This window comes from Streptomyces sp. NPDC001339 (assembly GCF_042895955.1).
In the GTDB taxonomy this organism is placed as follows: Bacteria; Actinomycetota; Actinomycetes; order Streptomycetales; family Streptomycetaceae; genus Streptomyces.
On record NZ_JBIAWT010000012.1, the window covers coordinates 53,613 to 66,469 of the forward strand.

Below are 12,857 nucleotides of genomic sequence, written 5' to 3' on the forward strand. Positions count from 1 at the left end.
TCCCTCAGCACCCCGCGCCACCTCCCCCCGCACCTTTCGCCACCCCGCTCCGTGTCCCTCACCTTACGCACAGCCACTGACAGCCCGCCGTCAGCAGACAGTCGACCCAGCCGCCACCAGCCGCCGCCCGCCGCCCGCCGCCCCGGCATGGCCAACATCACCTTCGACAACCCCGCCGACCGGGAATGCGCGGGGCGCCGTCACGGTTAGTAGCTGTCATGTCAGCACCAGCACCCACCACACCCTCCGACCACCCAGCCACCGCACCCACCACTCGCGCCCGCCTGCCCATAGCCGTCTACATCCTCGGCCTGTCGGTCTTCGCCCTGGGCACCAGCGAGTTCATGCTCTCCGGGATCCTCCAGCCACTCGCCCGTGACCTGGGGGTCTCCATCCCGCAGGCCGGTCTGCTGGTCTCCGCCTTCGCGATCGGCATGGTGGTCGGCGCCCCGGTGCTCGCCGCGGCCACACTGCGGCTCCCACGCCGTACGACGCTGATCGCACTGCTCGCCGTCTTCGGACTCGGGCAGGTGGCGGGTGCGCTGGCGCCGTCCTACGGCGTGCTGTTCGCCTCGCGCGTCATCAGCGCACTGGCCTGCGCCGGCTTCTGGGCGGTCGGCGCGGCGGTCGCCGTCTCGCTGGTGCCGGTAACCGCGCGGGCCCGTGCGATGGCCGTCATGGTCGGCGGCCTGAGCATCGCCAATATCGCCGGCGTTCCGGCCGGCGCGTTGCTGGGCCAGCACGCCGGCTGGCGCGCCGCCTTCTGGGCGGTGGCCGGACTCGCCGCACTCGGCCTGGTCGGCGTGATCGCGCTGGTGCCGCGTACGGCCGTGCCCACCGGTGACGACCGCCCGCAGCTCCGCCGCGAACTCACCATCTACAAGGACGCGCAGGTCTGGCTGGCGCTGGCCGCCACGGCCCTGAACGGCGCCGCGGTCTTCGCGCTCTTCTCGTACCTCTCGCCGCTGCTGACCGACGTCGCCGGCCTCGCCGAGAGCTGGGTGCCGACCGTGCTCGCGCTCTTCGGCGTCGGCGCACTGATCGGTACGTTCATCGGTGGCCGGATCGCCGATGCGCACCTCTTCGGGACGATCTTCGGCGGTATCGTCGCGTCCACCACGGTGCTGACCCTCCTGGCGCTGACCGCGCAGAGCCCGTTCGCGGCCATCGCGCTCTCCCTGATGCTCGGGGTGACCGCGTTCACCACCGCTCCGGCCCTCAACGCCCGGATGTTCAACGTGGCGACCGCCGCGCCGACGCTGGCCGGTGCGACCACCACCGCCGCCTTCAACATCGGCAACACCCTCGGCCCCTGGCTCGGCGGCCTGGCCATCAGCGCCCACTGGGGATACCGGTCCGTGGCCTGGACGGGCGCGGCACTGGCCGCGGCGGCCGTCGTCACCACCGCCGTCGCCTTCCGGCTGCACCGCACAAGGCAGCACTCCCGAGTCGTCGCGTCCTCAGCGGCAACGGCAACGGCACCCGCGAGGGAGGCCACGAAGCAGCACTGAGCCACCGGCCGAGGAGCCGGGAGCCGCCCTCGACGACCACACCGCGCCCGGCGTGACGCGACGACGCAGACCGTTGTCCCGTTGCCGCCGGCGGTGGAGGTCGCCAGGGCGCGGTGCGCGTTGACGACGAGCAGCGGCGTGAGGTGCGGGCGCCGAGGGACCACCACTGCGGCCCACTGTCACCGCCGCGGTGCGCTGACCCCACTACCGCGGTGCGCTGACCCCACTACGGCCTGGGGCCGGCCGGTGCTTCGGCCTCCGCAGACCCGCCGCCGTCAGCCGCAGCACCAGTTCCTTGCTGCCGACCTCCACCGCCCCGGCACGCACCGCCTCGTCGTAGCGCTCGGTGGGCACGTCATAGTGATCGCGCTCGAACGCCCGTCGCGGGATGCCGAGCCGCGCCGCGAAGGCATGCAGTTCGTCGAAGGACCGATCGCTGACCAGGTGCGACCACATACGGCCGTGCCCCGCCCAGATGGGTGGGTCGATGAGGACCGTCACGCGCCTCAGCCTTCCACCGGGGCGCGCAGCCGGCCGACCCGGGCCACCGCGACCGCCGTCTTGGGGCAGACCCAGTGCGGATCGGGCCCCAACTCCGGCTCCACATCCAGGGCATGGGGATCGCCCGTCTCCGTGCACACGGGGCACAGCGGCCAGCGGCCGTACCGCTCCAGGAGGGCGTCCTGGACGTCCTGCGCTATCAGTCCCGCGACGAATTCCGCGCCTTCAGGCCATTGCTCCACCCACCACCGGCGGTGAACGACCGCATCCTCCACGAGCGAGACGATGTCGGCATCGGCCACCTCGTCCGCCATCAGATCAGCGAGCACCAGCGCCCGCGCGGCGTGCAACGCCTGTTCCAGCTCCATGTCCCCCATTGTCTCCCGACCGCCGCTCGGCGCCCGGCGTTGTCCACAGCCCGGCAGCGGCCGCGACACGTTGTCCACACCCCTCACGGAGGGTGTTGACGCGGAACGATCGATGAAATTACTTTTCAGGCGTGAGTAACAGCGTGAAGGAAACTTTCAAGGACATGGGCGTCGAGACCCGACCGGCCCCGGCCCCGCCCGTCCCCGCGGCGCTCGCCGCCAAGGTCCGTACGCTCGCGCCGACGATGACCCGCTCCATGCAGCGGGTCGCCGAGACCGTCGCGAGCGACCCGGCCGGCTGCGCGGCGCTCACCGTCACCGGCCTCGCGGAACGTACGGGCACCAGTGAAGCCACCGTCGTACGAACGTCCCGGCTGCTCGGCTATCCGGGCTACCGCGACCTCCGCCTGGCGCTCGCCGCGCTCGCCGCGCAGCAGGAGGCCGGTGGCGCGCCCGCCGTGACCGCGGACATAGCGGTCGACGACTCCCTCGTCGACGTCGTCACGAAGCTGGCGCAGGAGGAGCAGCAGTGCCTGGCCGACACCGCGGCCGGGCTGGACGTCACCCAGCTCGAGGCCGCCGTCACCGCACTCTCCGGGGCCCGCCGTATCGATGTGTACGGCATCGGCGCCTCCAACCTGGTCGGTCAGGACCTTGCCCAGAAGCTCCTCCGCATCGGCCTGATCGCCCACTCCCACGCAGATCCGCACCTCGCCGTCACCAACGCGGTGCAGATGCAGACGGGTGACGTCGCCATCGCCATCACCCACTCCGGCCGCACCACCGACGTCATCGAGCCCCTGCGGGTGGCCTTCGACCACGGTGCCACCACCATCGCGATCACCGGCCGCCCCGACGCCGAGGTCGCCGCCTACGCCGACTACATACTGACCACGTCCACGGCCCGCGAGAGCGAACTCCGCCCCGCCGCGATGTCATCCCGCACCAGTCAACTGCTGGTCGTCGACTGCCTGTTCATAGGTGTCGCCCAGCGCACCTACGACACCGCGGCGCCGGCCCTGTCCGCGTCCTACGAGGCCCTGGCCCACCGCCACCACCCCTGAGCCCACGCCGTGCGCAGGCGCGCCCCTTCCCCCACGTCGCCCCCACGCCTGAACAGCTCGACAACCCAACCCTGGCGAGGTCGGCACCCCCTGGCGAGGGGAGTACTGCCCTCCCCTGCCCCCGCACACGGAAAAGAGCGTACGGCCATGACCGCCATCACCGACCCCGCCCGGCTACGGGCCCAACTGGACACCCTCACCACCGAGGCCTTCCGGCCCGACCTCGCCGACATCGACCACCGCTCCACCCTCGACATCGCCCGCACGATGAACGGCGAGGACGCCACCGTCCCCGCCGCCGTCGCCGCACGACTGCCGGAGATCGCCGCCGCCATCGACGCCACCGCTGCCCGAATGACCCACGGCGGCCGTCTCGTCTACGCCGGGGCCGGCACGGCGGGGCGCCTCGGCGTCCTGGATGCCAGCGAGTGCCCGCCGACCTTCAACACCGACCCGTCAGAGGTCCTCGGCCTGATCGCCGGCGGGCCGGAAGCTTTGGTGACCGCCGTCGAAGGGGCGGAGGACAGCCGGGAGTTGGCGGTCAAGGACCTGACCGCGATCGGCCTGACCGACCGCGACACCGTCGTCGGCATCTCGGCCTCCGGCCGCACCCCGTACGCGATCGGCGCCGTCGAGTACGCACGGGCCGCCGGCGCGCTGAGCATCGGCCTGTCCTGCAACGCCGGTTCGGCGCTGGCCGCGGCCGCCGAGCACGGCATCGAGATCGTGGTCGGCCCCGAACTGCTGACCGGCTCCACCCGCCTCAAGGCGGGCACGGCACAGAAGCTCGTGCTCAACATGCTCTCGACGATCGCCATGATCCGGCTGGGCAAGACCTACGGGAATCTGATGGTCGACGTCCGCGCCTCCAACGACAAGCTGCGGGCCCGCTCGCACCGCATCGTCGCACTCGCCACCGGCGCCACGGACCCGGAGATCGAGACGGCACTCCGCCTCACCGACGGCGAGGTGAAGAACGCCATCCTCACCATCCTCGGCAACGTCGACGCCCCCACCGCCGCCCACCTCCTCAACTCCTCCAACGGCCACCTCCGCACCGCCCTCAAAGCCACAAAAAACCACAGCCGGTGACCCAAACCATTGACCCACTGCCACGCCCCACCCCCTCCCCCTCCCCCTCCACCCAGTTGACCACCTTCCCCCTCCCCCGGTTCATCCCGACAGCAAGGCACCGCCCATGTCCGAAGAACCGCCCACCCCCGAAGACCCGAACCCCACGCCCGAAGACCCGAACCACGCCATCGCCGCCGCGATCCTCCCGCTCGTCGGCGGCGCCGCCAACATCACCGCCATCGCCCACTGCATGACCCGGCTCCGCCTCGGCATCCATGACCGCTCACTGGTCCAGGACAAAGCGCTCAAAGAGCTGCCAGCCGTCATGGGCGTGGTCGAGGACGACACGTACCAGATCGTCCTGGGCCCCGGCACAGTCGCCCGAGTCACCCCCGAACTCAAACACTTGATGGAGCAGCCCCACGCTGCCCCCATCACCACCACGCCCGCCACCACCCCCCAGAATTCCACCCAGAAAACCCTCCAACACACCCCACCCCGCAAGGAACAAACTACTCTCCGTAATCGTTGCCGTAATAAGAAGGCAGCGCGCAAGGCCCCCACACCCCTCGGCCCCGACCCAATCAACGCAATCAACCTCAACAGCCCGAACAACACCCCACCCCACACACCCCCACGGAACGCACCAGCCCCCCAGGGCCGGACCGAACCAGCTGAACCAGCCCCTCAGGACGAACCGGGTAGACCCGGCGAAGAGACCGCCACAGTCGCCCCCACCGCCTCCGCCCCCGTCACCAAGGCGCCCACGGCCGCGGCGACCACAACGACCACGGCCGAGCAGCTCGCCGCCCAGGGCACCGCCCTCAAGGCTCGCCACAAGGCCAGAAACGCCACCCCGCTCAGACTCTTCCTCCGCCGGATCGCCAACGTCTTCGTCCCACTGATCCCGGCCCTGATCGGCTGCGGCATCATCGCCGGCGTCAATGGCCTGCTGGCCAACCTGGGCTGGCTGCCATCCCTCGTCCCCGCGCTCACCGTCATCGCCTCCGGCTTCATGTCGCTGATCGCGGTCTTCGTCGGCTATCACACCGCCAAAGAGTTCGGCGGCACTCCCGTCCTCGGCGGCGCGGTGGCCGCGGTCGTCGCCTTCCCCGGCGTCGCCCACATCACCGCCTTCGGCCAGCAGCTCTCCCCCGGCCAGGGCGGTGTCCTCGGCGCGCTCGCCGCCGCACTACTCGCCGTCCAGGTGGAGAAGCGCTGCCGTCGGCTGATCCCCCCGGCGCTCGATGTCCTCCTCACCCCGGCCCTCACCGTTCTTCTCACCGGCCTGGTCACGATCTTCGGGCTGATGTACGCCGCGGGTGAGGTCTCCACCGCCATCGGCACCTTCGCCAACCGGCTGCTGGCACACAGCGGTGCGCTCGCCGGGTTCCTTCTGGGCGGCCTCTTCCTGCCCCTCGTCATGCTGGGCCTTCACCAAGCGCTGATCCCGATCCACACCACGCTCATCCAGCAGCAGGGGTACACGGTGCTCCTCCCGATCCTCGCCATGGCCGGCGCGGGACAGGTCGGTGCGGCACTCGCCGTCTACCTCCGCCTCCCCCGCAACCGCTCGATCCGCAGGACCATCAAGTCCGCCCTCCCCGCGGGCTTCCTGGGTGTCGGCGAGCCCCTCATCTACGGCATCTCGCTGCCCCTCGGCCGCCCGTTCATCACCGCCTGCATCGGCGGCGCGTTCGGCGGCGGCTTCGTCGGCCTCTTCAACCAGCTCGGCGACACGGTCGGCTCCACGGCCATCGGCCCCTCCGGCTGGGCTCTGTTCCCCCTGGTCCGGGGCAGTCAGAGCCTCGGCACCACGGTCGTCGTCTACGCCCTGGGCCTCGCCGTCGGCTATACGGCCGGCTTCCTCACCACGTATGTCTTCGGGCTCAGCAAGCGGATGCGGGCGGAGCTGAACTCCGATGCGGAGCCCCTCGCTCCTCGCTGAACAGCCCGGATCCCGAGCCGGATCCCGAGCCGGATCCCGAACCGGATCCCGAGCCGGATCCCGAAGTCGGCCCTGATCCCATCCCCAGCCCTGGTCCCGTCCCCAACCCCGACCCCAACCCCGACGCCGGCGCGGCCCACGGCGCCGGCGACGGTCCTGGCCCCGAGGTCCGCTCGTCGGGGCGCGTGTGCGAAGTGATGGCCTGGTCCAGCAGTCCCAGAGCCCGACGGCGGCACCGTTCGCGGGCGTCGATCTCTTCGGCGCTTTCGCCGGTCGCGGCGACCCGGGGGCATTCGGGGCAGGACCAGCGGTCGACCCAGCCCGAGGGTGGTGGGTCCATCGCCACGCCGCAGTGCGGGCAGATCACGGTCACGCTCTCGACGTGGCCGCAGAACGCGCACACCCACACCGGGCCCTCGTTGTCCCGCTGCTGCCACATGGTGCGCCGGCATCGTGGGCAGCCAGTCGTGCCGATCCCCAGCGACCCCATGATCGGCGGCTCCGGCGTCGCGTCGGCATAGGCGACGATCTGCTTGCGCAGCCGGTCGTCGGTGGTGTTGGCCATCCGCAGCAGCCGCACGACACGGGAACGGACTTCTTCGACAAACTCGGTCATCGTCGCAGCAGCGTACGCGTCCCGTCGGCGGCCCTCGGGCGGTTCGGACAAAACGCAGCACCCCCGGCTCCGTACCCGCCCTCCAAGGAGTGAGCGACGCTCAAACGGTTGACCCTCGAGTGGGGTACCGGCGCCCGGCCGGCTCCCGCGTGGGATACCGGGTGGGACGCCCGGCGGCCGGCCTCGCCAGCTCGGCCGCCAGCAGGGCGAACCACACCCCCACCAGCACCAGATGCGCCCGCTGCGGAATGCCGTGCCAGCCGGGGCGGCCGAACAGCGGTCCCACCGTGCCGACCGCGGCCGGGAGGGCCAGCCCCAGAACGCGCGGCCCCCAGCGGCGGACCAGCGGCAGGCGGGGCCGTTCGGCGCCACCCGCCAGACTGAGCAGCCCCATCGAGGCGAAGACGAAGAAGTGGGCCAGGGCGCTGGTGACGGTGTGCCAGGGATGGACGGCTTCGCAGCCCGGGTCCAGAGACGGCGCACAGGACATGGGGAGGAGGACGTCCGCGAGGGAGGACAGGCCCAGGCCGAGGACCGCCAGCCACCCGGCCCGCCCCCAGGGACCGGTCGCGCTGCCGCAGGCCAGCACCGCACCCACGCTCATCAGTACCGCGCAGAGGATCTCGATGCCGCCGAAGAGCGGGCGGAACGGCTGGTCGGCGGCGTACAGCTCGCTGACGTAGGAGTGGCGCGGGTCCAGGCCGGTCGGGAGCGGGAATTCCAGGACCCAGGCGTTGTAGAGGACGGCGGACGCCGCGAGCAGGAAGGCCGCCGTTGCCTCCCGGCGGCGGCGAGCGCCCGCCCGTACGAGGTCGAGCGACAGCTCGGGGCTTCCGTCTCCGACTCCGGCTCCGCCCCGGACTCCGGTTTCTCTGACACGCATGATCAGGTGTCGCCCACTCTCGTCACACGACATAGCCGAAAATGGATTAATGCAGATACAGATGCGGATGCAGATGGATATGGATGGACGTGGCGGGACATAGCTGGGTATAGCTGGGCATAGCTGAATATATTCAGCTTGATGCACAGGGTAGTCAGCAGGTAGTCGGCTGTCGTCGCAATGGGCCGCGAAACGCCGTTGGGGCGGCACCCCCTGGGAGGAGGGTGCCGCCCCAACGAACTGAGGACGGTTGATCAACCAGTCGCGGTATCAGGTACCAGCGGTGAGAGCTGCTACCCGATGCCAGTGGCCGATCAGAAGTCCATGTCACCGCCCGGCATGCCGCCCGGAGCGGCCGCGGCGGCCTTCTCCGGCTTGTCGGCGATGACGGCCTCGGTGGTGAGGAACAGCGCGGCGATGGAGGCGGCGTTCTGCAGCGCAGAGCGGGTCACCTTCGCCGGGTCGATGATGCCCTCGGCGATCATGTCGACGTACTCGCCGTTCGCGGCGTTCAGGCCGTGACCCGGGGTCAGGTTGCGCACCTTCTCCACGATGACACCGCCCTCGAGGCCGGCGTTGACGGAGATCTGCTTGAGCGGGGCCTCCAGGGCCAGCTTCACGGCGGCGGCACCGGTGGCCTCGTCGCCCTCCAGCTCCAGCTTCTCGAAGACCGAGGAGGCCTGCAGCAGGGCCACGCCACCGCCGGCGACGATGCCCTCCTCGACGGCCGCCTTCGCGTTGCGGACGGCGTCCTCGATGCGGTGCTTGCGCTCCTTGAGCTCGACCTCGGTCGCGGCACCGGCCTTGATGACGGCCACGCCGCCGGCCAGCTTCGCCAGACGCTCCTGGAGCTTCTCGCGATCGTAGTCCGAGTCGCTGTTCTCGATCTCGGCGCGGATCTGGTTGACCCGGCCCTGGACCTGCTCGCTGTCACCGGCACCGTCGACGATGGTGGTCTCGTCCTTGGTGATGACGACCTTGCGGGCGCGGCCGAGCAGGTCGAGACCGGCGTTCTCCAGCTTGAGGCCGACCTCCTCGGAGATGACGGTGCCACCGGTGAGGATGGCGATGTCGCCGAGCATGGCCTTGCGGCGGTCACCGAAGCCCGGGGCCTTGACGGCGACGGACTTGAAGGTGCCACGGATCTTGTTGACGACCAGGGTCGACAGGGCCTCGCCCTCGACGTCCTCGGCGATGATCAGCAGCGGCTTGCCGGACTGCATGACCTTCTCCAGGAGCGGCAGCAGGTCCTTGACGTTGCCGATCTTGGAGTTGGCGATGAGGATGTACGGGTCCTCCAGGGAGGCCTCCATACGCTCCATGTCGGTCGCGAAGTACGCCGAGATGTAGCCCTTGTCGAAGCGCATACCCTCGGTGAGCTCCAGCTCCAGACCGAAGGTCTGGGACTCCTCGACGGTGATGACGCCTTCCTTGCCGACCTTGTCCATGGCCTCGGCGATCAGCTCGCCGATCTGGGTGTCGGCGGCGGAGATGGAGGCGGTGGAGGCGATCTGCTCCTTGGTCTCGACCTCCTTGGCCTGGTCGAGCAGGGAGGCGGAGACGGCCTCGACGGCCTTCTCGATACCGCGCTTCAGGGCCATCGGGTTGGCGCCGGCGGCAACGTTGCGCAGGCCCTCGCGGACCAGGGCCTGGGCCAGGACGGTCGCGGTCGTCGTGCCGTCACCGGCGACGTCGTCCGTCTTCTTCGCGACCTCCTTGACCAGCTCGGCGCCGATCTTCTCGTACGGGTCCTCGAGCTCGATCTCCTTGGCGATGGACACACCATCGTTGGTGATCGTGGGGGCGCCCCACTTCTTCTCGAGGACGACGTTGCGGCCCTTGGGGCCGAGGGTGACCTTGACGGCGTCGGCGAGCTGGTTCATGCCGCGCTCGAGACCGCGCCGTGCCTCCTCGTCGAACGCGATGATCTTGGCCATGTGAAGTGGTCCTCCCGGACTAATGGGGTCTCCCCTGCTCGAACGCAGTTGAGAGCTTGGGGAAGGATTGCTCCGGACCGCGCTGGCGCCCGCGACGGACGACCTGCAGACCTGCGGTGGTTCCTTGCCCCACCGGCCTGCGGGCCTCACCGACCCGGTCCTTCTTTGTCACTCTCACTCGGAGAGTGCTAACGCCAATGATTAGCACTCGGGGCATGAGAGTGCAAGCGGCTCGGAGGGAGTCTCCTCCAGGGGTGAAGGGCGGGAGGGGCGTCCCCGCGGGGAGCACGGCAGTGCGGCGCGGCGACTGACGGGCAGGCAGAAGGCCCGCTCCCCCCTCAGGGGTGCGGGCCTTCCCTACGCAGCAGTCGGTCGGCGTCTCAGGCACTCACCCTGACCATGTCCGCCTGCGGCCCCTTCTGGCCCTGCGAGATCTCGAACTCGACTCGCTGACCCTCCTCAAGGGTGCGATAGCCGTCCATCTGGATCGCGCTGTAGTGCACGAATACATCCGCACCACCGTCGACCGCGATGAAGCCGTACCCCTTCTCCGCGTTGAACCACTTGACGGTGCCCTGAGCCATGCCTAACTCCCCTATTACTGGCCCTTGCGCAGGACCGCACTCCGCGGACCCGGGTCAGACCTCACCCCGCGAAGGCCCGTGGGGTGTGCGCCGGAACGCGTCGACCGCCGCTGAATGTATCTGCACCGATGCCCAGCGCAACAGGTCAATCGGACGAGAATTCTGGCGCCGAAGAATCGGCGATATGGCGTGAAATCCCGTTTCTCCGGGGCAAGTCGGGCCGGATATAACGCATGCAAGCGACAAATGCCGCACACACTTTGAACACAACTCATCGCGATTTCACATGCGTTCGGCATGCGCGCGGGGGTATGCGGGGGTATCCGGAACGGGGATCGCCGCAATGGTATCCCCTTTCACGAAACGGAATTGCCCCGTCCACTTGAATGAACGGGGCAATGAGTGAAGCAATTCCGGTCAAGAAGCGACAGAGATGGCTGAAATCAGATCCCTCTCACGCCCTTCTCAAGTCCCTCTCAAGTCCTTCTCAGATACCTCTCCGCGCGGGTCGAGCGGAGATCCAGCGGGGATTCAGCAGAGATTCAGCAGCCTCCGGCCACCGCCGGGATGATCGAGACGCCCGCGCCGTCCGGGGTCGGCGTCTCCAGACCCTGCTCGAAGCGGACATCGTCGTCGTTGACATAGACGTTCACGAAGCGGCGCAGCTTGCCCGTGTCATCCAGGACACGGGCCGCGATGCCCTGGTGGTTCTTCTCCAGGTCGGCGATCACCTCGGAGAGGGTCCCACCCTCGGCGGCGACCTCGGCCCTGCCGCCGGTGTAGGTGCGGAGGATGGTGGGGATGCGGACGTTGACGCTCATGGGTTCTGCCCTCCGGACAGGGTGATGGAGATGGAGTACGAGTTCGGGAGTCCCGGAGTCCGGTACTGCCTCAGCCGGCCTGGCCGGCCAGGCCGGCCGCGCGGAACGCGTCCAGGCTCGGACGGATCGTGGCCGTGGGCCCGGAGGTCGGCGCGACGGCGTCCAGCGTCTTGAGACCGTCACCCGTATTGAGGACAACGGTGGTCAGGGACGGGTCGATGACGCCGTTCTCGATCAGCTTCCTGGTCACACCGACGGTCACCCCGCCCGCGGTCTCCGCGAAGATCCCCTCGGTCCGCGCCAGCAGCTTGATCGCGTCCACGATCTGCACGTCGTCGACGTCCTCGACCGCCCCGCCCGTACGGCGGGCGATGTCGAGCACATACGGACCGTCGGCGGGGTTGCCGATCGCCAGCGACTTGGCGATGGTGTCCGGCTTCTGCGGCCGGACGACGTCGTGCCCGGCCTTGAAGGCCGCCGATACCGGCGAGCAGCCCTCCGCCTGGGCGCCGAAGATCTTGTACGGCCGGTCCTCGACCAGGCCGAGGGCGATCAGCTCCTTCAGCCCCTTGTCGATCTTCGTCAGCTGTGAGCCGGACGCGATCGGGACGACGATCTGGTCCGGGAGCCGCCAGCCGAGCTGCTCGCAGATCTCGTACGCCAGGGTCTTGGACCCCTCGCCGTAGTACGGGCGCAGGTTGACGTTGACGAAGCCCCAGCCCTCCCCGAGCGGGTCGCCGATGAGCTCCGAGCAGAAGCGGTTGACGTCGTCGTAGTTGCCCTCGATGCCGACCAGGTCGCCGCCGTAGACCGCGGCCATGACGACCTTGCCGGCCTCCAGGTCGTGCGGGATGAAGACGCAGGAGCGGAAGCCCGCCCGAGCGGCCGCGGCGCCCACCGCGCCCGCCAGGTTGCCCGTCGAGGAGCAGGAGAGGGTGGTGAAGCCGAAGGCGCGGGCGGCCTCCAGGGCCTGGGCGACCACGCGGTCCTTGAAGGAGTGCGTGGGGTTGCCGGAGTCGTCCTTGACGTACAGGCCGCCGGTCACGCCCAGCTCGCGGGCGAGGTTGTCGGCCTTGACGAGCTTGGTCCAGCCAGGGTTGAGGTTCGGCTTGCCGGCGACGTCGTCGGGGACGGGGAGCAGCGGGGCGTAGCGCCAGATGTTGGCGGGGCCGGCCTCGATGCGCCTGCGGAGTTCCTCCGTGTCGTACCCCGAGTAGTCGTAGGCGATCTCCAACGGCCCGAAACACTCCACGCAGGCGAAGACCGGGCCGAGCGGGACGCGGTGGCCGCATTCGCGGCAGGAGAGGCCGGATGCGGGGCCGAGGTCGACGGGGGTGGTGCTGGGGGAGCTTGCGACGGTCTGCACTGCCATGGAGGCGAGGCCCTTTCTCCTCATCTTCCTCGCGGCGCATCTCGCCGCGAGACGGATTTGGCACCTTCCCTAGTCGGCGGGAGCCTCGCTGCTGACAGCGGAGACCGACTGGAGGGTTGCCGGGGCTTCAACGGGCCGTTTCCCTCTGCCCCTCTGGATGAGCGGTATGGCACCGGGA

Annotated in this window: 12 protein-coding genes and 1 riboswitch; of the genes, 4 read left to right on the forward strand and 8 right to left on the reverse strand. The window is 69.7% G+C overall.

The window, feature by feature from the left end:
- The first annotated feature begins 218 nt into the window (after positions 1-218).
- Positions 219-1,511 carry a Cmx/CmrA family chloramphenicol efflux MFS transporter gene (locus tag ACFY12_RS29580; RefSeq protein ID WP_390718987.1) on the forward strand — a complete coding sequence of 431 codons (1,293 nt, stop codon included), beginning with the start codon at positions 219-221 and terminating at the stop codon, positions 1,509-1,511.
- Between the two features lie 204 nt (positions 1,512-1,715).
- Here the strand turns inward: ACFY12_RS29580 and ACFY12_RS29585 are convergent, their stop codons facing one another.
- A complete protein-coding gene (locus ACFY12_RS29585; protein ID WP_390718988.1) occupies positions 1,716-2,012 on the reverse strand; it encodes a DUF4031 domain-containing protein in 297 nt (98 codons plus the stop codon).
- 5 nt (positions 2,013-2,017) lie between these two features.
- Positions 2,018-2,380, reverse strand: a complete 363-nt coding sequence (locus ACFY12_RS29590) for a hypothetical protein (protein WP_390718989.1) — start codon at positions 2,378-2,380, stop codon at positions 2,018-2,020.
- A gap of 131 nt (positions 2,381-2,511) precedes the next feature.
- Here ACFY12_RS29590 and ACFY12_RS29595 point away from each other — a divergent pair, with 131 nt between their 5' ends.
- From ACFY12_RS29595 to ACFY12_RS29605, 3 genes are all read left to right on the forward strand, one after another.
- Complete coding sequence (locus tag ACFY12_RS29595) at positions 2,512-3,444, forward strand: MurR/RpiR family transcriptional regulator (protein WP_390718990.1); 933 nt, start codon at positions 2,512-2,514, stop codon at positions 3,442-3,444.
- Between the two features lie 147 nt (positions 3,445-3,591).
- Positions 3,592-4,536, forward strand: a complete 945-nt coding sequence (gene murQ / locus ACFY12_RS29600; protein WP_390718991.1) for an N-acetylmuramic acid 6-phosphate etherase — start codon at positions 3,592-3,594, stop codon at positions 4,534-4,536.
- A 106-nt stretch (positions 4,537-4,642) separates the two neighbouring features.
- Positions 4,643-6,466 (forward strand): PTS transporter subunit EIIC, encoded by a 1,824-nt coding sequence (locus ACFY12_RS29605; RefSeq protein WP_390718992.1) that lies wholly within the window; start codon positions 4,643-4,645, stop codon positions 6,464-6,466.
- On the opposite strand, the gene ACFY12_RS29610 is transcribed toward ACFY12_RS29605, so the two are convergent.
- The 6 genes from ACFY12_RS29610 to thrC form a co-directional block, all read right to left on the reverse strand.
- A complete protein-coding gene (locus ACFY12_RS29610; RefSeq protein WP_390718993.1) occupies positions 6,408-7,082 on the reverse strand; it encodes a hypothetical protein in 675 nt (224 codons plus the stop codon). The two genes, ACFY12_RS29605 and ACFY12_RS29610, sit on opposite strands and share 59 nt — an antisense overlap.
- A gap of 100 nt (positions 7,083-7,182) precedes the next feature.
- The gene (locus ACFY12_RS29615) at positions 7,183-7,965 is read right to left on the reverse strand and encodes a DUF998 domain-containing protein (RefSeq protein ID WP_390718994.1); all 783 of its coding nucleotides are present in this window, start codon (positions 7,963-7,965) and stop codon (positions 7,183-7,185) included.
- 314 nt (positions 7,966-8,279) lie between these two features.
- Positions 8,280-9,902: a chaperonin GroEL gene (groL, locus tag ACFY12_RS29620; RefSeq protein ID WP_390718995.1), complete on the reverse strand. Its 1,623-nt coding sequence runs from the start codon at positions 9,900-9,902 to the stop codon at positions 8,280-8,282.
- A gap of 380 nt (positions 9,903-10,282) precedes the next feature.
- Positions 10,283-10,486, reverse strand: a complete 204-nt coding sequence (locus tag ACFY12_RS29625; RefSeq protein WP_010035953.1) for a cold-shock protein — start codon at positions 10,484-10,486, stop codon at positions 10,283-10,285.
- A gap of 542 nt (positions 10,487-11,028) precedes the next feature.
- The gene (locus tag ACFY12_RS29630) at positions 11,029-11,307 is read right to left on the reverse strand and encodes a MoaD/ThiS family protein (protein ID WP_390718996.1); all 279 of its coding nucleotides are present in this window, start codon (positions 11,305-11,307) and stop codon (positions 11,029-11,031) included.
- A 70-nt stretch (positions 11,308-11,377) separates the two neighbouring features.
- Complete coding sequence (gene thrC / locus ACFY12_RS29635) at positions 11,378-12,679, reverse strand: threonine synthase (protein WP_390718997.1); 1,302 nt, start codon at positions 12,677-12,679, stop codon at positions 11,378-11,380.
- Positions 12,680-12,696: 17 nt separating this feature from the next.
- A riboswitch (SAM riboswitch) is annotated at positions 12,697-12,843 on the reverse strand.
- Positions 12,844-12,857: the final 14 nt, after the last annotated feature.

Excerpts from the sequence above, each read along its gene's own strand:
- ACFY12_RS29580 (WP_390718987.1), top strand. The coding sequence starts at position 219 with ATGTCAGCACCAGCACCCACCACACCCTCCGACCACCCAGCCACCGCA.
- ACFY12_RS29590 (WP_390718989.1), bottom strand. The coding sequence starts at position 2,380 with ATGGAGCTGGAACAGGCGTTGCACGCCGCGCGGGCGCTGGTGCTCGCT.
- murQ (WP_390718991.1), top strand. The coding sequence starts at position 3,592 with ATGACCGCCATCACCGACCCCGCCCGGCTACGGGCCCAACTGGACACC.
- ACFY12_RS29605 (WP_390718992.1), top strand. The coding sequence starts at position 4,643 with ATGTCCGAAGAACCGCCCACCCCCGAAGACCCGAACCCCACGCCCGAA.
- ACFY12_RS29610 (WP_390718993.1), bottom strand. The coding sequence starts at position 7,082 with ATGACCGAGTTTGTCGAAGAAGTCCGTTCCCGTGTCGTGCGGCTGCTG.
- ACFY12_RS29615 (WP_390718994.1), bottom strand. The coding sequence starts at position 7,965 with ATGCGTGTCAGAGAAACCGGAGTCCGGGGCGGAGCCGGAGTCGGAGAC.
- groL (WP_390718995.1), bottom strand. The coding sequence starts at position 9,902 with ATGGCCAAGATCATCGCGTTCGACGAGGAGGCACGGCGCGGTCTCGAG.
- ACFY12_RS29625 (WP_010035953.1), bottom strand. The coding sequence starts at position 10,486 with ATGGCTCAGGGCACCGTCAAGTGGTTCAACGCGGAGAAGGGGTACGGC.
- ACFY12_RS29630 (WP_390718996.1), bottom strand. The coding sequence starts at position 11,307 with ATGAGCGTCAACGTCCGCATCCCCACCATCCTCCGCACCTACACCGGC.
- thrC (WP_390718997.1), bottom strand. The coding sequence starts at position 12,679 with ATGGCAGTGCAGACCGTCGCAAGCTCCCCCAGCACCACCCCCGTCGAC.